Source organism: Allobosea sp. GW821-FHT12C12 (genome assembly GCF_058807355.1).
On the sequence record NZ_JBXAQP010000005.1, the window covers coordinates 174,422 to 195,333 of the forward strand.

The following is a 20,912-nucleotide window of genomic DNA, read 5'->3' on the forward strand; positions in this document are numbered from 1 at the left end:
GCTCAGCCTTTGGGAAACTCCAGCCCCATCTCGCGGTAGCGCTCGGGATCGTCGCTCCAGTTCTCGCGCACCTTCACGAACAGGAAGAGATGCACCTTGGCCTCGGCCGCGTCGGAGATCTCGATGCGCGCCTTCTGGCCGATCGCCTTGATCGTCTGGCCGCCTTCGCCGAGCACGATCTTCCGCTGGCCCTCGCGCTCGACATAGATCGTCTGCTCGATCCGGACCGAGCCGTCCGGCCGCTGCTGCCACTGCTCGGTCTCGACCGTCGAGCGATAGGGCAGTTCGTCATGCAGCCGCTCGAAGATCTTCTCGCGCGTGATCTCGGCGGCGAGGAAGCGCAGCGGCGCGTCGGAGATCTGGTCCTCCGGATAGAGCCAGGGGCCGAGCGGCAGACGCGTCTCCAGCCAGCTCATGATGTCCTTGCAGCCATAGCCGGTCAGCGCCGCGATCATGAAGGTCGCCTCGAACTGGCCCTGCTCGTTCACCCTGGTGGCGATCTCGAGCAGCTTCTCCTTCGCCACCGTGTCGATCTTGTTGAGGATCAGGAATTTCGGCTGCTTCAGCTCGGCGAGCTTCTCCAGCAGGCGCATATTCTCCTCGTGGGCGAAGCGCTCGACATCGACCAGAACGCCGATCAGGTCGGCGTCCGTCGCCCCGCCCCAGGCGCTCGTCACCATGGCGCGGTCTAGCCGGCGCTTTGGCGCGAAGATGCCGGGCGTGTCGACGAAGATCACCTGCGCGGGGCCTGACAGCGCGATGCCGCGCACCTGCGTGCGCGTCGTCTGCACCTTGCGCGACACGATCGAGACTTTCGCCCCGACGAACTGGTTCAGCAGCGTCGACTTGCCGGCATTGGGCGCGCCGATCAGCGCCACGAAGCCGCAGCGGGTCTGACCCTTGGGCTCAGCCATGATCGCTCTCCCCTTGCTCGGCCCAGAGGCCCTCGCGACGCAGGAAGGCTTCCGCCGCCGCCTGTTCGGCCAGCCGTTTCGAGGGCCCCTGCGCCTCCGCGTCGGTCAGTCCGGCGATCCGCGCCGCGACCCGGAAGACCGGCGCATGGTCGGGGCCCGAACGGCCGCGCTCGCTATAGGTCGGGGTCGGATAGCCCCGCCCTTGAGCCCATTCCTGCAGCGCCGTCTTGGCGTCGCGCAGAGGACGCATCGGCTTGAGCAGCCGCTCGCCCAGGGCACGCTCGACCAGAGCGCGCGCCGCGCCATAGCCGCCGTCGATGAAGACCGCGCCGATGATCGCCTCGCAGGCGTCGGCCAGGATCGCCTTGTTCTTGCGCGCGCCGCCGAGGATCTCGCCCTCGCCGAGCCGCATGAACTGGCCGAGATCCCAGCCTTGCGCGACCTCGGCGCAGGTCTCCTTGCGCACGAGGTCGGCGAGCCGGCGCGACATGTCGCCTTCCTCGGCCTGGGGATAGCGCGCAAACAGCATGTCGGCGACGCTGAGCCCCAGCACCCTGTCGCCCAGGAATTCGAGCCGCTGATAGCTCTCGATGCGCGGGCTGTCGGCGCTCATATGGGTCAGCGCGGTGACGAGCAGGCCGCGATCGGCGAAGATATGGCCGAGCGTCGCTTCCAGCCGCGCGAGATCGGGCGCCTTGCGCGCGCCGTCGCCGGTCTTGCTCACTTGATTCCGCTGAAAAGGCGGTCCCAGCGCACGGTCCAGGGCCATTCCCAGATGCGCCAGGCCGAGGCCCCGTCCTCGATCGAGAAGAAGATGATCTCGGCCCGGCCGACGAAGTTCTCGAACGGCACGTAGCCGACGCTGCGATCGCGCGAATCGAGCGAGTTGTCGCGGTTGTCGCCCATCATGAAGAAATGGCCGGCGGGCACGGTGAAGACGGCGGTGTTGTCGAAGGTGCCGGTGTCGCCCTCGTTTTCGATGATTTCGTGGCTGACGCCGTTCGGCAGCGTCTCGCGATAGCGCGCCACCGGGCGGCTGCGGCCCCAGCTGTCCTGGGCGACGTAATCCGCGATGCGCTCGCGCTTCACGGGCGTATTGTTGATGTGAAGGATGCCGTCGATCATCTGGATGCGGTCGCCGGGCAGGCCGATGACGCGCTTGATGTAGTCGGTGCTGTTGTCGGTCGGCAGCTTGAAGACGGCGATGTCGCCGCGCTTGGGCTCCGCCGCCCAGATCCGGCCGGAGAACAGCGGCGGGCTGAACGGGACGGAATGCTTGGAATAGCCGTAGGTATATTTCGAGACGAACAGGTAGTCGCCGATCAGCAGCGTCGGGATCAGCGAGCCGGACGGGATGTTGAAGGGCTGGAACAGCAACGTCCGGATGACGAGCGCGATCAGCAGGGCCTGGACGACGACCTTGATCGTCTCGAGAACGCCGCCTTCGTCCTTTGCCGTCTTGCTCTTGATCTCGGCGTCGTTGGCCACGCGGGCGCTCCTGTCCAGGCTGTCAGCGGGCGGTCTAGCCGACTATTGCGCGGGCGACAACGGCGCGGCGGCGCCCGATCCGGGCGGTGGCGCGAGGCGAGAGCGGCTGTCGCCGCCATCCGTTCCTGAAATCAGCGGAGTTTTGCCCGCGCCTCGATCACCACGAACGCCTGCGCCATCGGCGGCTCGTCGGTCATTGTGACGTGGACGATCGACTCGAAGCCCTCCGGCGTCATGGCCTTGAGGCGCTCGGCCGCGCCCCCGGTGAGACGCAAGGTCGGCCGCCCGCCCGGCAGGTTGACGACCTCCATGTCGCGCCAGAACACGCCGGCGCGCAGGCCGGTGCCGAGCGCCTTGGAGCAGGCCTCCTTGGCGGCGAAGCGCCGCGCATAGGATTCCGCCCGGGTCGCGCGCCGGTCGGATTTCGCGCGCTCGCCGGCGGTGAAGATGCGCTCCGTGAAGCGCTCGCCGAAACGCGCCAGCGACTTTTCGATGCGTCGGATGTCGCAGAGGTCGGAGCCGATGCCGAGGATCATGCCGCTGACTTAAGCGGTCGCACGCCCGTCGTCCATCGCGGCGCGCATCCGCGCGATCGCCGCCTCGAACCCGACGAAGATCGCCTCGCCGACGAGGAAATGCCCGATATTGAACTCGACGAACTCAGGCACTGCCGCGAGCGCGCGGCCCGTGTCGTAGTCGAGCCCGTGCCCGGCATGGACCTCGAGCCCGAGCGAGGCCCCGAAAGCCGCGCCCCGCGCCAGCCGCGCGAACTCGGCCGCCGCCTCGTCGCGGCGCCCGTCGGCCACGGCATGGCACCACGTTCCGGTATGGAGTTCGACCACCGGCGCGCCGAGCCTGGCCGCCATCGCGATCGGCGCCTCGTCGGCCTCGATGAAGAGCGAGACGCGGCAGCCCGACGCCTTCAGCCGCGCGATCCGCGGCGTCAGCGCCGCCTGCTGACCGACGACGTCGAGCCCGCCTTCGGTCGTGCGCTCCTCGCGCTTCTCCGGCACGAGGCAGGCGGCGTGAGGCCTGAGACGTTCCGCCAGCGCAACCATCTCGTCGGTCGCGGCCATCTCGAAATTGAGCGGTTTCGCCAGTTCGGCCGCCAGCCGCTCCATGTCCGCGTCGCGGATATGGCGCCGGTCCTCGCGCAGATGCGCGGTGATGCCGTCGGCGCCGGCCGCGATGGCCAGATGCGCCGCCCGCACCGGATCGGGCAGGGCGCCGCCGCGCGCGTTCCGCACCGTCGCGACATGGTCGATGTTCACTCCCAGCCGCAACCGATCCATCGCCGTCCGTGCCCCCGTCGTCGGTCTCGTGCATAGACCCTGGCACAAGCCCGCTCAAGGCATGGTGTGTGATCGACGCCGCCACGTTTCGTGATGGTTTCGATGATCGTCGCAAGGTTTTATTCGCACTTTGGTAACCGCGCCGCCAAGCAGCGCTCGCTGCGCCATGCCACGGAAGGCAATCGTAAACGCCCCGAAGCTAGCGTCATGTCGGGGACAGACGGCGAAAGCGGGTCGGAAACGTGCAGCTTGCAGTGAAATCGGACATTTTCGAGCACAACATCGCACAGGACCGCCGCGATGCGAGCCAGGTTCCGGAGCGCGCGCTCGGGCGCGTGATTTCCTGCGACGGTTCGCGTGCGACCATCGCCTCGTCGATCTCGGGCGCGAGCCGGCTCGGTCCCGATTCCTGGACGATCGGCAAGATGATCTCGATCAATCTCGGCTCCAGCCGCATCGTCTGCCTCGTCTACCAGATCCGCGCCGCCAGGAGCGCCTGGGACGAAACCGCCGACAATACCATCCATATCGATGTCGAATTGCTCGGCGAGGTGATCGAAACCGAAGGCGTTGCGAGGCGCTTCCAGTCAGGCATCTCGACCTATCCGCCGATCGGCGCGATCGCCCATCGCATCCGCGCCGGCGACCTCTCTCTGGTGCATGATCTCGGCGGCCGTGCTGGCGTCGCGATCGGCAGCCTGACCCAGGATTCAGGCATTGCCGCCACAGTCTGCATCGAGGACATGCTGGCGCGGCATTTCGCCATCCTGGGTACGACCGGCGTCGGTAAATCGAGCGCGGTCGCGCTGCTGCTGCGCCGCGCCATCGCGAGCAAGCCGAGGCTGCGCGTGCTGATCCTCGATCCGCACAACGAGTATGCGCATGCCTTCCCCGACAAGTCGGTGACGATCGAGGCGGACAGCCTCGATCTGCCGTTCTGGATGTTCCGGATCGACGAGTTCGCCGACGCGGTCTTTCGCGGACGCCCGCCGCTGGACAACGAGGCGGATATCCTGCGCGAGGTCGTCGCCGCGGCGCGCGAGCGGTATCGCGCTGTCGCGAGTCCTGACCTCTCGCGCGATCTCGGCTCTTCGTTGCTGAAGCGTCCGCTCGATACGAGCGCGCCGCGTCCGGGAAGCGATCTTGTCGCCGGCTCCGCCGACGCGCCGACGCCCTACCGGATGAAGGACGCGCTCGCGGTTCTCGACGAACTGATCGGCCTTCACGAGATCCGCTATCCGCGCGCGGTGCTGCGTTCGCTCAAGGTGCGGCTCGAGACGCTCTATGGCGACCCGCGCTACCATTTCATGTTCGCCCGCGCGAACATGATCGAAAGCATGGCCTCGGTCGTCGGGCAGATCTTCCGCCTGCCGCATCACGGCCGGCCGATCAGCGTGTTCCAGCTCGCGGGCCTGCCCTCCGAGGTCGTCAACGCTGTGGCCTCGGTGCTCGCGCGCATCGCCTTCGACCTCGCCCTGGCGAGCCAGGGCGGCTACGAGATCCTGCTGCTCTGCGAGGAGGCGCATCGCTACGTCCCCTCCGACCCCGCGCTCGGCTTCGCCCCGACCCGCCAGGCGATCGCGCGCATCGCCAAGGAAGGCCGCAAATACGGCTGCTATCTCGGCGTGGTGACGCAGCGGCCGGGCGAGCTCGATGCGACCATCCTGTCGCAATGCTCAACCATTTTCGCGATGCGCCTCGCCAATGAGCGCGACCAGCAGATCATCCGCTCGGCCATCGCCGACGCCTCGGCGAGCACGATCGCTTTCCTGTCCTCGATCGGCAATCGCGAGGCGATCGCCTTCGGGGAGGGCGTTGCGACGACGATGCGGATGCGCTTCTGCGATCTCCAGCCGCATGAGCTGCCGGCCATGGCGCTTGCCAATGGCGGGTTGCCGGCAAGGGGCGAGCCGCCGCTGGAGGAGATGATCCGGCGCATGCGCGGCGTCGGCTGAGCGGAGACGGCGGCTGGCCGGCCGTCGGGGAAATCCCGCGCGAGCGAAATCTTGCATCGCGGGGGCTTTGCCTGTAAGGCCCGGACCAACTCATTTTCCCCTGCATCGCCGAGACCGGAAGGAGCCGCCCCATGGCTCGCGTCACCGTTGAAGACTGCATCGACAAGATCGACAACCGCTTCGAGCTCGTGCTGCTCGCGAGCCATCGCGCCCGCATGATCCAGTCGGGCTCGCCGATCCTGGTCGCCCGCGACAACGACAAGAACCCTGTCGTCGCCCTGCGCGAGATCGCCGACGAGAAGCTGAAGCCCGATGATCTGAAGGAAGACCTGATCCACTCGCTGCAGAAGCATGTCGAGGTCGACGAGCCGGAGGCCGAGACCGTGCCGCTGCTCACGGCTCCGAGCGCCACGCCCGATTCCGAGATCCAGTTCGACCGCATGAGCGAGGACGACCTGCTGCGCGGCCTCGACGGCCTCGTGCCGCCGACCGAGAGCGCCGACGACGAGGATTGATCGGGCCGGGCGTCGCGATCGGATCGGATCGTTCACGGCATTTGCTAAAGCCCGGCCCTGCCGGGCTTTTTCATGCCTGCCATCCGGGAATTCGCCTTGCCGCTTTCGCCCCCCGCGCCGATATTGGTCCGTCGGAGGAAAAGCGGCGTGGAATCGGCAAGGCAGGTGAGAAGGTCCGCATGCGCATGATGCGGCAATACGAGCTCGTTGACAGGGTCAGGAGCTATAACCCCAATACCGACGAAGACCTGCTCAACCGGGCCTATGTCTACGCCATGCGGGCGCATGGCACGCAGAAGCGCGCCTCCGGCGACCCGTTCTTCGCGCATCCGCTCGAGGTCGCGGCGTTGCTGACCGATCTCAAGCTCGACGACGCGACGATCGTCGCCGCGGTCCTGCACGACACCGTCGAGGATACGGAGGCGACGCTCGAGGAGATCGAGAGCATGTTCGGCCCCGACATCCGCCGGCTGGTGGACGGGCTGACCAAGATCAAGAAGCTCGATCTCGTCTCCAAGAAGGCGGCGCAGGGCGAGAATTTCCGCAAGCTCCTGCTCGCCATCGTCGACGATGTCCGCGTGCTGCTGGTCAAGCTCGCCGACCGGCTGCACAACATGCGCACGCTGCACTTCGTCGCGCCCGAGAAGCGCCTGCGCGTCGCCGAGGAGACGGCCGAGATCTACGCCCCGCTCGCAGGCCGGATGGGCATGCAGGAATTGCGCGAGGAGCTGGAGGAGCTGGCCTTCCGCCACATCAAGCCCGAGGCCCACGCCACCGTGACGAAGCGGCTGGAGGAGGTGACCGAGCGCGAGGGCAAGGTCATCGGCGAGATCGAGCGCGACCTGAAGGACAAGCTCGCCGCGCGCGGCATCCAGGCCGAGGTCTCGGGCAGGCGCAAGCGGCCCTATTCGATCTGGAAGAAGATGGAGCGCAAATCGGTCTCCTTCGAGCAGCTCTCCGACATCTTCGGCTTCCGCGTGCTCGTCGACGCGCCGGAGGATTGCTATCGCGTGCTCGGCATCGTGCACATGACCTGGCCGATGGTGCCCGGCCGCTACAAGGACTACATCTCGACGCCCAAGCAGAACGACTACCGCTCGATCCATACCACCGTGGTCGGGCCCGGCCACAGCCGCGTCGAACTGCAGATCCGCACCGACACGATGGACCGCATCGCCGAATACGGCATCGCGGCGCATGCCCATTACAAGGACGGCCGCACCACCGACCTCGCCCAATACGCCGACGAAAGCCGGGCCTACCAATGGCTCAGGCGCACGGTCGACCTGTTGGCCGAGGGCGACAGTCCGGAAGAGTTCCTCGAGCATACCAAGCTCGAACTCTTCCACGACCAGGTCTTCTGCTTCACGCCGAAGGGCCGGCTCATCGCCCTGCCGCGCGGCGCGACGCCGATCGACTTCGCCTATGCGATCCACACCAATGTCGGCAACAGCGCCGTCGGCGCCAAGATCAACGGCCGGATCGCGCCGCTCCTGACCGAACTCCAGAACGGCGACGAGGTCGAGATCACGCGCGCCGATGGTCAGGCTCCGCCGGCCGCCTGGGAATCGCTCGTCGTCACCGGCAAGGCCCGCGCCGCCATCCGCCGCGCCACGCGCGCCGCCGTGCGCCGCCAGTATGCGGGTCTCGGCCGCCAGATCCTGGAGCGGGCCTTCAGCCGCGCCGAGCGCGTCTTCTCCGACGACAAGCTCAAGGGAGCGCTGAAACGGCTCGCCCGCACGGCGGTCGACGACGTGCTGGCCGCTGTCGGCCGCGGCGAGATGTATTCCGGCGACGTGGTCAAGGCGGTCTATCCCGATCTGGAGCCGGAGAAGCGCGCTTCCGCGGAGCCCAAGGCCGGCGTGACCGCCGGCAACGGCAAGGGCTGGTTCGAGCTGCGCAAGGGCGACAACCTCAAGTTCAAGCTGCCCGGCGAGGCGCCGGAAACCGAGGCCATTCCCATCAGGGGCCTCGGCGGCGACCTGCCGGTGCGCTTCGCCCCCGAGGGCGGCGCGGTGCCGGGCGACCGCATCGTCGGCATCATGACCCCGGGCGAGGGCGTCACCATCTACCCGATCCAGTCGACCGCGCTCGCCGCCTTCGACAACGAGCCCGATCGCTGGCTCGACGTGCGCTGGGATCTCGACGACAAGGTTCCGCAGCGCTTCCCGGCCCGGGTCGCGCTCAAATCGATCAACGAGCCGGGCTCGCTCGCCCAGATCACCACCACCATCGCCGAGCATGACGGCAACATCGACGCGGTCGCGATGGTGCGCCCCACCCCGGACTTCACCGACGTCACGATCGACCTGACGGTCTGGGACCTGAAGCATCTCAGCGCGATCATCAGCGAACTGCGCCAGAAGCGGGTGATCAGCCGGGTGGAGCGGGTGGTCGGTTAACCATCATGGAATGGACCGACGAGGGCACGATCATCGGGCAGCGCCAGCATGGCGAGGCGTCGGTGATCCTGGAGGTGATGACGCGCCATCACGGCCGCCATCTCGGCCTCGTCCGCGGCGGGCGCTCGTCGAAGCGGCAGCCGACGCTGCAGCCCGGCAACGCGGTCTCCCTGACCTGGCGCGCGCGGCTCGACGAGCATCTCGGCGAGTACAGGGTCGAGCTCCTGACCTCGCATGCCGCCCGGCTGATCGAGGTCCCGGTCGCGCTCTACGGGCTGGCGACGGTCTCGGCGCTGCTGCGGCTGCTGCCGGAGCGCGACCCGCATCCCGGCCTGCACGAGGCGCTCGTCGTCCTCGTCGAGCATCTGCACGAGCCCGCTCTCGCGCCGGCGCTGGTCGTGCGTTTCGAGATCGCGATGCTGACCGAGCTCGGCTTCGGGCTCGATCTCGCGCGCTGCGCCGTCACCGGAAGCATGGACGATCTCAGCCATGTCTCGCCGAAATCCGGCAAGGCCGTCAGCCGCGCGGCGGCGACGCCCTATCTCGACCGCCTGCTGGCGCTGCCGGCCTTCCTCGCCGAAGGGCAGGGCGGGCGCGCGCCCTCCTGCGCCGACATCGCGGCGGGCTTCGGACTCACCGGTCATTTCCTGCGTCGGCATCTCTGGGAGCCGCGCGGATTGCGGGAGCCGGCGGAGCGGGGGCGGCTGATCGAGCTGGCGGCCAAAATCCACTGATTTTTGGTGGTTTCAAGCGCCGTCGGCTTGGCTGTGCTTGCGTCGGCTCGGCATGGTCGTGCCAAGTGATTCGGACGCAACATCTCAGCCCTCATCCTTGGGAGAAGCCGCAGGCTTCGTCTCGAAGGATCATCCAGCGCGCTCTGGAGCATCCTTCGAGACGCGGACTGCGTCCGCTCCTCAGGATGAGGACGATGGGATGCCGGAAATTGTAGGACCAGGACATGGGCAAGCCCGTCGAGCCGCCGCCGGAGGACGAATCCGAGCGCATCGATCTGAAGACCGCGCTGGAGGAGCGCTATCTCGCCTATGCGCTCTCCACCATCATGCACCGCGCCCTGCCGGACGCGCGAGACGGCCTGAAACCCGTCCATCGCCGCATCCTGCATGCGATGCGGCTGCTCCGGCTCGATCCCGGCCAGGTCCACAAGAAATGCGCCCGCATCGTCGGCGACGTGATCGGCAAGTTCCATCCCCATGGCGACCAGTCGGTCTACGACGCGCTGGTGCGCCTCGCGCAGGATTTCGCCCAGCGCTACCCGCTCGTCGACGGGCAGGGCAATTTCGGCAACATCGACGGCGACAACGCCGCCGCCTACCGCTACACCGAAGCGCGCATGACCGAGGTCGCGCGCCTCCTGCTCGACGGCATCGAGGAGGATGCGGTCGATTTCCGCGAGACCTACAATGGCGAGGACGAGGAGCCGCTCGTGCTCCCGGCAGCCTTCCCGAACCTGCTCGCCAACGGCTCGCAGGGCATCGCGGTCGGCATGGCGACCTCGATCCCGCCGCACAACGCCGCCGAGCTCTGCGACGCGGCGCTCTACCTGATCCAGCACCCGCAGGCGACCTCCGAACAGCTGATGACCTTCGTGCCCGGCCCGGATTTTCCGACCGGCGGCGTCATCGTCGAGAGCCGCGCCTCGATGGTCGAGACCTATCGCACCGGCCGCGGCGCCTTCCGCACCCGGGCGCGCTGGAGCGTCGAGGACCAGGGCCGCGGCGCCTGGCTCGCGGTCGTCACCGAGATTCCCTACATGGTCCAGAAGGGTCGGATGATCGAGAAGCTGGCCGAGCTCTTCAACGACAAGAAGCTGCCGCTGGTCGCCGACATCCGCGACGAATCCGCCGAGGACATCCGCATCGTCATCGAGCCGCGCGCCCGCACGGTCGACGCCGGTCTGATGATGGAGCAGCTCTTCCGGCTGACGGAGCTGGAAGCCCGCATCTCGATGAACATGAACGTGCTGACCGGCGGGCTCGTGCCGCGCGTGCTCGGCCTGAACGAGGCGCTCCGCGCCTGGCTCGACCACCGCCGCGAGGTGCTGCTGCGCCGCTCGCGCTATCGCCTGGGCCAGATCGAGAAGCGGCTCGAAATTCTGCGCGGCCTGCTGATCGTCTATCTCGACCTCGACCGGGTGATCAGGATCATCCGCGAGGAGGACGAGCCCAAGGTCGAGCTGATGCGCTATTTCGAGCTGTCGGAGGTGCAGGCCAACGCGATCCTCGACACCCGCCTGCGCGCGCTGCGCAAGCTGGAGGAGATGGCGCTCAAGACCGAGTTCGACGAGCTCACGCTCGAGAAGGGCCAGATCGAGACCCTGCTTGGCTCCGACTCGACGCAGTGGAAGCTGATCGCCCACGACATCCGCGAGGTGAAGAAGCTCTTCGGTCCCGAGACCGCGATCGGCAAGCGCAGAACCACCTTCGCCGACATGCCCGACACCGCCGACATCGACCTGACCCAGGCCATGGTCGAGCGCGAGCCGGTGACGGTGATGATCACGAAGAAAGGCTGGATCAGGGCCCTGAAGGGCCATGTCCAGGATCTCTCGACGCTGGCCTTCAAGGGCGATGACGGGCTGAGGATCTCCTTCTTCACCGAGACGACTGCCAAGATCCTGGTGCTGGCCTCGAACGGCAAGGTCTTCACGCTCGATGCCGCCAAGCTGCCGGGCGGGCGCGGCTTCGGCGATCCGATCCGGCTGATGATCGAGCTGGAGGAGCATGCCGGCGTCGTCTCGGCCTTCCCCTACCGCCCGGGTCTCAAGCTGCTGATGGTGACGACGGACGGGCGCGGCTTCGTCGCCCCGACCGACGACATCGTCGCCAACACCCGCAAGGGCCGGCAGGTGCTCAATGTCGAGATGCCGGTCGAGGCGCTGCTGGCCGTGCCGGCCGAGGGCGACCACGTCGCGGTCATCGGCGAGAACCGCAAGCTCGTCTGCTTCCCGCTATCGGAGGTTCAGGAGATGGCGCGCGGCAAGGGCGTGCGGCTGCAGCGCTACAAGGACGGCGGGTTGTCCGACGCGAAGGTCTTCACGCTGAGCGAGGGCCTGACCTGGCGCGACACCTCCGGCCGGACCTGGACGGTGGCGCGGGGCGAGCTGATCGACTGGCTCGGCCATCGCGGCGAGGCCGGACGCCTGCCGCCGAAGGGCTTTCCGAAGAACAACAAGTTCGGAGGGTAGGCGCCGGCCGCCGGCGTCACGGCCATATTTCTGTACGCCGGGCTGGGTCCCGCCAGGCATGATGCGGCGCGGCCAGCGCCTTGGCAACGACGGTCGCGTAGCCGGCTTGCAATGGGACCGAGCGGACGAGCCGCGGGGCGGCCGGCGAAAATTCGGGGTTTTCAGTCGGTTAAAGCCAGTCGTGGAATCAATCCCGAAACGCCTTGAATCGATCTTTTACCTGATCGGCGCGCCGACCACACCGACTTCCAGCCCCAGCGTCAGCTTGTCGGTGACGGCCCATTCGACGCCGGCCCGCGCCTCGGGCCTGACGGCGATCTCGCTGCGCGAGAAGGGACCGGAGAACGAGGTCGCGCCGAAACGCAGGCTCTCGTTGACGGCGCTGGCGCCGACCTTCGTATAGAGCAGGACCTCAGGGGTCACGAGCACGCCGGTCTTGATCTGGAACGCACCGGCGAAGTCGCGCGTATAGGCGATGCTGTTGAAGCCCGGCGTGCCGTAGCCGCCGATCGCCGGCATGTAGTCGACCGCGCCGGCGATGCCGTAGATGAAATTGCCGTCACGCCACATCTTGCCGGCCTCCAGCCCGATCGTCGGCCCGGCATAGGTTCCCATGCGCTTCGAGGTGCTGACCTGGAATCCCGTCGAGATGCGGGCGTATGACCCGTCCCACTTCACGCCGCCGGGCGCGAGCGTCGGCTCCGACCAGGCGAAGGATGGCACGGTGGCGAACCCGGTCATCGGCAGGAAGGCCTGCGCCTCGGCGGCCGTGCCGCCGAGCAGCAGGGCGCACAACGCGCCGAGGGAAACCGAAACTCTCACGTCGTATCCGTCCTCGCCGTCGCCGTCGCCACGCTCAGGCTAGCAGAAGCTCGTTCGATTGTCGCGGATTTGTGGCGCGGCTTAAGGCTTCAGCTCAGCTTCGTCTTGAGCTTGAGGAAGCGCAGCGTCCGGTCGGCGGTGGCGGCGTCGAGCTTCTTGTAGTCGCGCAGCGCGTCGTCGAGGTCCTGCGAGGAGAAGAACAGCCGCCGGCCGCGCAGGTCGAGCAGCGCGCGGAACGCGGTGGCGTCGACGTCGAGCGAGCGGCAGATCACGGCGATGCCGCTGACGTCGCGCTGCATCAGCACGCGCAATGCCTGTTCGGTGCCGATGGCGCCGACTTGCGCCAGCACCTGCGCGACATGATAGGCGCGGTCCTCGTCGGCCAGCATGATCAGCACATCGTCGAGCTGGCGCGTCTTCGCCGTGAGATCGGCGAGCAGCAGCTTGACTTCGAGACGCTGCTGGCGGGCCTGGCGGGCCAGCGACTGCGACTGGTCGGTATCGGCCTCGGAGCCGGACAACTGCTCGACGATGCGCAGGACGCGCTGGGCCCGATGCGGCGACAGATCGGAGCGCCGCTGCAGCGCGCCGGTGATCCCGGCGTCGTCGCCGCCGCGCTGGAGCAGCCGGTCGAAGCCGTTGTCCGAGAAGACGGCGCCCTCATTGGCGCTGACCGTATGGAGCACGTCGCGGTCGCCGCGCTCGACAAGGATGTCGGTCAGGCCCTCGGACAGCCTGGCGCGCTCGGCGATGGCGACGAGATGGCGCTGCGACTGCGTGACCGCGATCGCGGCGAGGTCTGTGTCGCTCAGCACCGGCGACAGCTTCAGGACGAGACGGGCGACATCGGCGTCGGCGTCGCCGGCCAGCGTCGTCGCGACGGCGTGGGGCAGCGTGGCCGTGGCCGCGACGCGACCGGCATAGTCCCGGCGGTCTTCACCGGCGAGATGGGGCAGCGACTGCGTCGCGATCTCGCCGTAATGCGCCTTGGCCAGATCGCTCGGTTCGTCGTCGAGCAGGAACAGGTTGGTGACGGCGTTCAGCAACTCGCGGCGCGACTCCGACGACATGTCGGCCGGCATCCGTGTCAACGTCCGCAGCATGGCTATTCCCCGGTCAGGCGCAACCCGCCAACCATGTCCCCGAATCGATTGCCGCAGTCTTAAGTCATCGAAAGAATTCGACGCGGACAACGCGGAATTCTGCTGGCGCGATCTTTTCTATCGCGACCAACGTTATCGTCAGTTGTTACGATGAATATTTACAACTAAAAATTGCACAACTCATGTCGGGAGGCAGGCGGGCCCGAGCGGCTCGAAGCTCTTGTAGGTCAGGATGAACTCCTGATGGCCGAGCTCTTCCGATTTCGTCTTCCCGCCCTGCGCCAGCGAGACGACGAGATCGCGGATTTCGATCCCGACCTCGTCGAGGCCGGCACGGCCTTCCAGTATGCGCCCGGCATCGACGTCCATGTCGTCGGCCATGCGGCGGTAGGTTTCCGGATTGGCGCAGATCTTGACGACCGGCGAGATCGCCGAGCCGACGACCGAGCCGCGGCCCGTGACGAACAGAACGCAATGCGCCCCGCAGGCGATCAGCTCGGCGATCTCGGCATTGTCGTTGATGTTGGGAAAGCCGAAGCGGACCTCGCCGTCCGGCACCACGTCGAGGAGATACAGGCCCCGGCGTGGCGGCGCGTCGCCCGGCTTGAGCAGGCCCGAGATCGGCGAGGCGCCCGACTTGGCGTAGGCGCCCATCGACTTCTCCTCGATGGTCGACAGGCCGCCCTCGGCATTGCCGGCGGCGAAGGAGCCGTAACCCAGCGTCGCGTAGTAGCGCGCGGCCTTGGCCACCGCCTGCTCCAGGATCACGCCGAGCTCCGGCGTGACCGCTCGCGCCGCCATGATGTGCTCGCAGCCGATCAGCTCGCCGGTCTCCTCGAAGATGCAGGCCGCCCCTTCCGCGATCAGCCGGTCGAAGGCGCGCCCCGCCGCCGGGTTTCCGGTGATGCCCGAGGTCCCGTCCGAACCGCCGCAGACCGTGCCGACGATCAGATCCGACACCGCCATCGGGACGGGCTCCTGCGTGTCGAGGTCGATGCGCTGTTCCTCGATCCAGCGCCGGCCTTCGGCGATCGAGGCGCGCGTGCCGCCTGCGCCCTGGATGATGAGCGTCCTCACCGGCCGGCCGGAGGCCGCGACGGTCCGCTCCAGCGCGTATTTGTTGAAGCTCTCGCAGCCGAGCGAGACCAGCAGCACCGCCCCTACATTGGGATGGGTGCAGAGCCGCTCCATCATCGTCTCGGCGTAGTCGTTGGGATAACAGCCGGGAAAACCGATGACGTGGACGCCGTCCTCGCGCCAGGGCAGGGCGATCTCGCGGGCGACGTGATGGGCGCATTCGACGAGATAGACGACCGCGACGACGTTGCGGATGCCCTTGCGCCCGTCGGACCTGAGATAGCCGCGCATCGTCATGGCGAGGCTCCCTGCCGCTCGTCCTCGAGATGATAGGTCGGCGTGTAGTCGCTCCTGATGTTGTGGACATGGACATGGCTGCCGGCCGCGATGGCCTGCGTCGCGACGCCGATCGACGCGCCGTATTTCAGGATTTTTTCGCCCGGAGCGATGGCGCGGCGCGCGACCTTGTGGGCGAGCGGGATGTCGCTGTCGATCACGGCGGCGCCGCTCCCGGTCTCGATCGACTCGCCCGCCTTCAGCCGCGCGCGCGCGACGAAGACGGTGTCGCGCGGATCGAGCAGGATCAGCCGGGCATCGGGCGCGGCCATCAGAACTTGCCGTACTGCAGATAGGCTTCCTTGGGGTCCATGCCCGACAGGATCGCGCCGCGCACCTTGTTCTCGGCGCCGATCGCGACCTCGGCCTTCTCCAGAACCTCCTCGATCACCTCGACGGGAATGCGCACGATGCCGTCGCGGTCGCCCAGAATGTAGTCGCCCGGCCGGATCCAGACCTCGCCGATCTTGACCGGCTCGTCGACGGCCTTCGGCAGCCAGAATCCGACGATGTCGCGCGGCGTATAGGCCTTGAAGAAGGCCTGAAAGCCCATCTCGATCATGAACTCGGTATCGCGCGACAGCCCGTCGATGACGCAGCCGCGCACGCCCTTGTTCTTCAGCGTCTCGGCCGAGAGCTCGCCCATCAGCGCGACCTCCTCGGTGTTGGGCTGGCAGACCCAGACATGGCCGGGCCTGGCGGCGGACAGCAGGCCGGTCCAGCCGAGCAGCGTCTCGTGCGCGTCGAACGCGCCGGTCTTGCCCTCGACGGTGAAGGCCGGCCCCGCGAGCTTCTCGCCCGGCAGCAGCGGTCGCAGCTCGGGCGGCAGGGTGAAATCCGAGAGGCCCATCGCCCGCATCACGTCGTGGACGATGCCGGTGTAGCAGCGCGAAAGGCGCCGGGTCAGTTCGTCGCTCATGGATCCTCCGTGCAGGCCTGTCTTCGGCCGTTCCCCAGAGCATGGGCGCGGGCGCAGCGACGAACAAGAGCGTTCGACGCCGGCCGTCATTGCGAGGAGCGCGGCGACGAAGCAATGACGGAGAGGCCGTGGGTTTTAGCCGACGCGTTCCCAGCCCTGCGGGCTCAGTCGCTCCTGCGGCAGGAAGCGCGCCTTGTAGGCCATCTTGGGCGATCCCTCGACCCAGTAGCCGAGATAGACATAGGGCAGGCCGAGCTTTCGCGCCCGCTCGATATGGTCGAGCACCATGAAGGTGCCGAGCGAGCGCGCCTCCAGCGAGGGGTCGAACACCGAATAGACCATGGAGAGGCCGTCGTTCAGCGTGTCGGTCAGCGCCATGGCGAAGAGGTCGCCCTGGCCTCGGCCGGTGAAGCCGGAATCGGGGCCGCGCCGGCGATACTCGATCAGAGCCGTCTCGACATGGGTGTCCTCGATCATCATGGCGAAGTCGAGCGCCGACATCGTCGCCATGCCGCCTTCGGGATGGCGCTCGTCGAGATAGCCGCGAAACAGGGAATAATGCTCGGAGCGCGGCTGCGGCGGCAGCACCTCGCCGATCAGGTCGCCGTTATGCGACATCACCTTCCGGAAGCCGCGCGAGGGCCGGAAATCGGCGACCCGGACCCGCACGGAGACGCAGGCCCGGCAGGTCTCGCAGGCCGGCCGGTAGGCGATGCTCTGCGAGCGCCGGAAGCCGCCCTGGCTCAGCACGTCGTTGAGGTCGCGCGCGCGGCCGCCCACGAGATGGGTAAAGACCTTTCGCTCCTCGCGACCCGGCAGATAGGGGCACGTGGTCGGCGACGTCAGGTAGAATTGCGGGGCGTCCCGCAATGGCTTCGTCACGTTCGGCTGGCTCCGGACCGCTTGCGCCCGCAGTGTAGCAGCCGCGATGGCGGCGGCAACAAGGCTCGGGCTCAGACATCCAGCTTGCCAAGCCAGTGCGTGACAGCATATATGCTGTCATATGGTTCTGGCAGTCATCGACGCTAACGTCTTTGTGGCTAGCCTTGGATCACGAGGTGGAGCTTCGAGAGCCGTTATTCGCGCCGCACTAACGGGCTCGATACAGCCATTGTTTGGAAGTGCACTTTGGTGGGAGTATCGAGACTTGATGCGGCGCCCGGTCTGGGGCGTCGAGATGTCGGCGGCGGAGCGGAATCAGGTCCTGAGCGCTTTGGCGAAGAACGGTCGGTGGATTACGATCTATTTTGGGTGGCGTCCAAACCTTCCGGATGAAAGCGACAACCACCTGATCGAACTCGCCATGGCGGGCGGCGGCGCGGCGATCATAACCCACAACCTCCGCGACTTTCGAAGGGGCGAACTGCAACTCGGTGTCCGGGCAATGACCCCAGCTCAGTTTTTGGAGGAAATCCGATGACCGTCCTGACGATCAGGCTGCCCGACGATACCGCGCATCGCCTCAAGTCTCTTGCTCAAAGCCGTGGTTTGAGCGTCAACAAGCTCGTTGAGGAAATGAGCGCGCAGGCGATCTCGGCTTGGGACACGGAAAACCATTTTCGGGCTATGGCGGCGACCGGCGATGTCCAGGCTGCGCTCCGTATCCTGGACAGGCTCGATGCCGCCGACCGCGGCTCGTCAAGCGCCGCCTGATCCGGTTGGCTCAGGCCCGCACGACCACGAGGCCGGTCAGGAGATCGTGGCCCAGCCGTTTGTCGTCGCGGACGAAGCCGATCAGCACGTCGAGCAGCCACAGGCCGACCGTGCCGGCCGCGACGTAGAACAGCAGCGCATGCACGGCCGCCGCGAGCGCGTCAGGCCGGCCGCCATTCGCCGTCTCGACGCGCAGGCCGGCCATACGCATGCCCCAGGTCGCCTGCCTGCGCCCGCCGATCGTGATCGCCGCATAGACGAACGCTGTCGCGGCGACGGCCGGGAACAGCAGCCAGCCGAGGCCCAGCGTCAGCACGCCGAGCACGGTGATCGCGAGCACGAGCAGCGAGCTCAGCACGAACACGACGACGATGTCGCCGATCCAGGCGAAGACGCGCGAGCCCATCACGCCGCTGACATCCTGCGGGGGCCGCCGCTCGATCGGCGCGATCGGGGAGTTGCCGTAACGGGTGTCGCTCATCGGAGGTCGTGATCCTTGGCCGGAACGGGCGAGATCGCCCGCACCACACAATGTCTGATCAGCGTCCCGGTTCCGCAAGGCCGCGCGGCAGAATCCGGCGCGGCGCGTAGCCGTTCTCGCGCAGCGCATGCTCGATCATGCGGCTGTGGTCGTCGCCGCGCGTCTCGATCGTGACGTCGAGCGAAACCCCCTTGGCGGGAACGTCGAGGAAGAGCCGGCCGTGGCTGACCTCCAGAATGTTGGCGCCCTCCGCGCCGAGCAGGCTCGCGACCTTGCCGAGCAGGCCGGGCCGGTCGCTGCTGGTCAGGCGGAAGGCGACGATGCGCTGCTCGCGCTCAAGCTCGCGCACCATGATCGCCGCCAGCAGGCGGGTGTCGATATTGCCGCCGCAGAGCACGAGCCCGACCTTGCGGCCGGCATAGCGGCCGGGCTCCTTCAGCATGGCCGCCAGTCCCGCCGCGCCCGCGCCTTCGGCCAGCGTGTGCTGCAGGCAGGCATAGGCGTTGACGGCGCGCTCGATCAGGTCCTCGCCGACCAGCACGATGTCGGCGACGAGGCTGGAGACGATCGGCAGCGTCTGCACGCCGACGGTCTTGACCGCGATGCCCTCGGCCAGCGTCGCGCCGCCGATCTCGAGATCCTCGGCGTTCACGGCGTTGTAGAAGGACGGATAGAGCGCGGCCTCGACCCCGATCAGCTCGATCTCGGGCTTCAGCGCCTTGGCCGCGACCGCGTTGCCGGCCATCAGCCCGCCGCCGCCGAGCGGGACGATCAGCATGTCGAGATCGGGCTCGTCGTCGAGCATCTCGCACGCCACCGTGCCCTGGCCGGCCATGATCGCCGGGTCGTCATAGGGATGGACGAGGCCGAGGCCCTCGGCATCGGCGAGTTCGCGCGCCTTCTGGGCCGATTCGTAGAGCGTCTCGCCATGCAGCACGACGCGCGCGCCGTGAGCCCGCGTGTTCTCGACCTTCACCAGCGGCGTCGTCTCGGGCATCACGATCGTCGCCGGGATGCCGAAGCGGCGGGCGTGATAGGCCACCGCCTGGGCATGGTTGCCGGCCGACATCGCGATGACGCCGCGCGCCCTCTCGTCCTCGTCGAGACTCAGGAGCTTGTTGACCGCGCCGCGCTCCTTGAAGGAGGCGGTCGCCTGCATGTTCTCGTGTTTGACCAGCACCGTCGCGCCGGTCAGCTCGGACAGGCGTGGCGACGGGACGAGCGGCGTGCGCAGCACATGCCCCTCGATGCGTCGCGCAGCCGCCTCGACATCGGAAAAGCCGATCGCGAAGGGTTCCCTCATCGCCCGTGTCCCATCGCCTGCCCCGCTTGTCCCGTCTCAGACATCCCTCGGCGAAAGCGCGCCGTCGCCGAAGAAGCCGCCCGGCCGCAGCGCCAGCACCATCGCCAGCAAGGCATAGACCGCGATGTCGCGCTGTTCGAGCGGCATGGTCGAGGACCAGACCACTTCGAACAGCGCGATGCAAAGCCCGCCCAGCGCCGCCCCCGAAACCGAGCCGATGCCGCCGAGCACCGCCGCGACCAAGGCCTTCAGGCCGAGCGTGAAGCCGCCGGCGAAACCCATGCCGCCATAGATCGCGGTGACGATGACGCCGGCCACCCCGCAGGCGGCGCAGGCCAGGATCACCGCCCTGTCGAGCACGGCGCGCGCGTCGACGCCGAACAGGGCGGCGGTGCGGGCATCGTCGGACACTGCCCGCCAGGCCCGGCCATAGGCCGAGAGTCTGATCAGCAGCACGATGCCGAGCGCGACGCCAAGCCCGACCGCCGCGAGCGCGAGCCCGAGCGGCGTCGCGGTGACGACGAAGCTGCCGGCCTTCGCCAGCGCCCAGGGCTGGTTGAACACCGGCGGCAGCCAGCGCAGGTCGGGCCCCTGCGCCAGCCGCAGATACTCCGACAATGCGATGGCGAGCCCGATCGTGGCGATCAGCACCTGCTGGCCGTTGGCCTTGCCGAGCGGGCGCAGCACGAAGCGGCTCGTCGCGAAGCCGTGCAGCGCGCAGACGAGGACGGCGACGACGAAGGCGACGACGAGCCCCGAGGCCGGCGTCGAGAGCGCCAGCGACAGCAGGAGCGCGACGCCGACGACGCTGGACAGCGCGCCCAGCGCCGCGAACTCGCCGAAGCCGAGGATGATCCGCCCGGTCAGCCCGTAGATCAGGGCGTAGGCGCAGGCGAGCAGGGCATAGATCGCCGCCGAGGGCAGGGCGGCCAGGCCCTGCTGCAGGCCATAGGCGAGGCCGGGCGACAGTTCGGGCAGGCTCTCGGCCCGCGCCGCGCCGGGGTCGGGCGGCGGCTCCTCGCGGTTCTCCAGATAGAAGCGCCGCATCAAGTAGAAGCTGGCATCCGCCATCGGCCGCCCGTCCGAGGCGATGCCGATCAGTTCGCCGCGGCGCAGGCTCTGGCCTTCGCCGGCGAACAGGCAGTCGATCACCCGCCGCCGCGGCGTGTCGCCCCATCTCTCGATCCTGTAGGGGATGCGCAGCGAGTTCGGCAACGGCCCGGCTTCGGGCGGCTCGACCACGATATAGGCCTCGGGCGGGTTGAGCGGCGGGATCGCCTGCCGGCACAGCCGCTGCTGGTCGGTGTCGAAGCGCTCGCCGCAGGAGGCGAGGGCGAGAGCCAGCAGAATCGGCGGGACGAAGCGCATCGGCGATACGCTAGCGCGCGTCGAACAAGGGTGTCATCCATCTGCACGACCTGCGTCGCAAAAGACGGTCGCGTCTCCT

21 protein-coding genes are annotated in these 20,912 nt (G+C 67.9%); 7 read left to right on the forward strand and 14 right to left on the reverse strand.

Features of this window, described 5'->3' with window-relative positions:
* Positions 1-2: 2 nt before the first annotated feature.
* The 5 genes from era to AC1RRW_RS09370 all read right to left on the reverse strand — a co-directional run bounded on the left by era (position 3) and on the right by AC1RRW_RS09370 (position 3,694).
* The gene (gene era / locus AC1RRW_RS09350; protein ID WP_492900438.1) at positions 3-914 is read right to left on the reverse strand and encodes a GTPase Era; all 912 of its coding nucleotides are present in this window, start codon (positions 912-914) and stop codon (positions 3-5) included.
* Positions 907-1,638 (reverse strand): ribonuclease III, encoded by a 732-nt coding sequence (gene rnc, locus AC1RRW_RS09355; protein ID WP_492900439.1) that lies wholly within the window; start codon positions 1,636-1,638, stop codon positions 907-909. Before rnc ends, era begins: the two co-directional genes overlap by 8 nt.
* Positions 1,635-2,402, reverse strand: coding sequence for a signal peptidase I (gene lepB, locus AC1RRW_RS09360; RefSeq protein ID WP_492900440.1), 768 nt, complete (start codon positions 2,400-2,402; stop codon positions 1,635-1,637). Before lepB ends, rnc begins: the two co-directional genes overlap by 4 nt.
* Before the next feature lie 131 nt (positions 2,403-2,533).
* On the reverse strand, positions 2,534-2,938 hold the full coding sequence (acpS, locus tag AC1RRW_RS09365; protein WP_492900441.1) for a holo-ACP synthase: 405 nt from the start codon (positions 2,936-2,938) through the stop codon (positions 2,534-2,536).
* 9 nt (positions 2,939-2,947) lie between these two features.
* Complete coding sequence (locus AC1RRW_RS09370; protein ID WP_492900442.1) at positions 2,948-3,694, reverse strand: pyridoxine 5'-phosphate synthase; 747 nt, start codon at positions 3,692-3,694, stop codon at positions 2,948-2,950.
* 254 nt (positions 3,695-3,948) lie between these two features.
* Here AC1RRW_RS09370 and AC1RRW_RS09375 point away from each other — a divergent pair, with 254 nt between their 5' ends.
* From AC1RRW_RS09375 to parC, 5 genes are all read left to right on the forward strand, one after another.
* Entirely contained in the window at positions 3,949-5,649 is a 1,701-nt protein-coding gene (locus AC1RRW_RS09375; RefSeq protein WP_492900443.1) for an ATP-binding protein, read from the forward strand.
* Between the two features lie 131 nt (positions 5,650-5,780).
* The gene (gene rpoZ, locus AC1RRW_RS09380) at positions 5,781-6,164 is read left to right on the forward strand and encodes a DNA-directed RNA polymerase subunit omega (protein ID WP_492900444.1); all 384 of its coding nucleotides are present in this window, start codon (positions 5,781-5,783) and stop codon (positions 6,162-6,164) included.
* Between the two features lie 185 nt (positions 6,165-6,349).
* Positions 6,350-8,566 carry a RelA/SpoT family protein gene (locus tag AC1RRW_RS09385; protein ID WP_492900631.1) on the forward strand — a complete coding sequence of 739 codons (2,217 nt, stop codon included), beginning with the start codon at positions 6,350-6,352 and terminating at the stop codon, positions 8,564-8,566.
* A gap of 5 nt (positions 8,567-8,571) precedes the next feature.
* Positions 8,572-9,300: a DNA repair protein RecO gene (recO, locus tag AC1RRW_RS09390; protein ID WP_492900446.1), complete on the forward strand. Its 729-nt coding sequence runs from the start codon at positions 8,572-8,574 to the stop codon at positions 9,298-9,300.
* A 224-nt stretch (positions 9,301-9,524) separates the two neighbouring features.
* On the forward strand, positions 9,525-11,771 hold the full coding sequence (parC, locus tag AC1RRW_RS09395) for a DNA topoisomerase IV subunit A (RefSeq protein ID WP_492900447.1): 2,247 nt from the start codon (positions 9,525-9,527) through the stop codon (positions 11,769-11,771).
* 216 nt (positions 11,772-11,987) lie between these two features.
* Here the strand turns inward: parC and AC1RRW_RS09400 are convergent, their stop codons facing one another.
* From AC1RRW_RS09400 to AC1RRW_RS09425, 6 genes are all read right to left on the reverse strand, one after another.
* The gene (locus tag AC1RRW_RS09400) at positions 11,988-12,593 is read right to left on the reverse strand and encodes an outer membrane protein (RefSeq protein WP_492900448.1); all 606 of its coding nucleotides are present in this window, start codon (positions 12,591-12,593) and stop codon (positions 11,988-11,990) included.
* A gap of 89 nt (positions 12,594-12,682) precedes the next feature.
* Positions 12,683-13,696: a DUF2336 domain-containing protein gene (locus AC1RRW_RS09405; RefSeq protein WP_492900449.1), complete on the reverse strand. Its 1,014-nt coding sequence runs from the start codon at positions 13,694-13,696 to the stop codon at positions 12,683-12,685.
* Positions 13,697-13,876: 180 nt separating this feature from the next.
* Entirely contained in the window at positions 13,877-15,070 is a 1,194-nt protein-coding gene (locus AC1RRW_RS09410; RefSeq protein ID WP_492900450.1) for a UxaA family hydrolase, read from the reverse strand.
* Entirely contained in the window at positions 15,067-15,381 is a 315-nt protein-coding gene (locus AC1RRW_RS09415) for a UxaA family hydrolase (RefSeq protein WP_492900451.1), read from the reverse strand. Before AC1RRW_RS09415 ends, AC1RRW_RS09410 begins: the two co-directional genes overlap by 4 nt.
* Positions 15,381-16,028, reverse strand: a complete 648-nt coding sequence (locus tag AC1RRW_RS09420) for an RraA family protein (protein WP_492900452.1) — start codon at positions 16,026-16,028, stop codon at positions 15,381-15,383. The genes AC1RRW_RS09415 and AC1RRW_RS09420 overlap by 1 nt, the downstream gene beginning before the upstream one ends.
* A gap of 135 nt (positions 16,029-16,163) precedes the next feature.
* Positions 16,164-16,910: an arginyltransferase gene (locus tag AC1RRW_RS09425; RefSeq protein ID WP_492900453.1), complete on the reverse strand. Its 747-nt coding sequence runs from the start codon at positions 16,908-16,910 to the stop codon at positions 16,164-16,166.
* A 121-nt stretch (positions 16,911-17,031) separates the two neighbouring features.
* Between AC1RRW_RS09425 and AC1RRW_RS09430 the strand changes: the two genes are divergently transcribed.
* Together AC1RRW_RS09430 and AC1RRW_RS09435 are read left to right on the forward strand one after the other, a co-directional pair.
* A complete protein-coding gene (locus AC1RRW_RS09430) occupies positions 17,032-17,448 on the forward strand; it encodes a PIN domain-containing protein (protein WP_492900454.1) in 417 nt (138 codons plus the stop codon).
* A complete protein-coding gene (locus tag AC1RRW_RS09435; protein WP_492900455.1) occupies positions 17,445-17,681 on the forward strand; it encodes a ribbon-helix-helix protein, CopG family in 237 nt (78 codons plus the stop codon). Before AC1RRW_RS09430 ends, AC1RRW_RS09435 begins: the two co-directional genes overlap by 4 nt.
* 10 nt (positions 17,682-17,691) lie before the next feature.
* Here the strand turns inward: AC1RRW_RS09435 and AC1RRW_RS09440 are convergent, their stop codons facing one another.
* The 3 genes from AC1RRW_RS09440 to AC1RRW_RS09450 are packed head-to-tail and all read right to left on the reverse strand — an operon-like array spanning position 17,692 to position 20,833.
* A complete protein-coding gene (locus AC1RRW_RS09440; RefSeq protein ID WP_492900456.1) occupies positions 17,692-18,162 on the reverse strand; it encodes an RDD family protein in 471 nt (156 codons plus the stop codon).
* Positions 18,163-18,220: 58 nt separating this feature from the next.
* Positions 18,221-19,465 (reverse strand): threonine ammonia-lyase, encoded by a 1,245-nt coding sequence (locus tag AC1RRW_RS09445; protein ID WP_492900458.1) that lies wholly within the window; start codon positions 19,463-19,465, stop codon positions 18,221-18,223.
* 36 nt (positions 19,466-19,501) lie between these two features.
* The gene (locus AC1RRW_RS09450) at positions 19,502-20,833 is read right to left on the reverse strand and encodes a branched-chain amino acid ABC transporter permease (protein WP_492900460.1); all 1,332 of its coding nucleotides are present in this window, start codon (positions 20,831-20,833) and stop codon (positions 19,502-19,504) included.
* Positions 20,834-20,912: the final 79 nt, after the last annotated feature.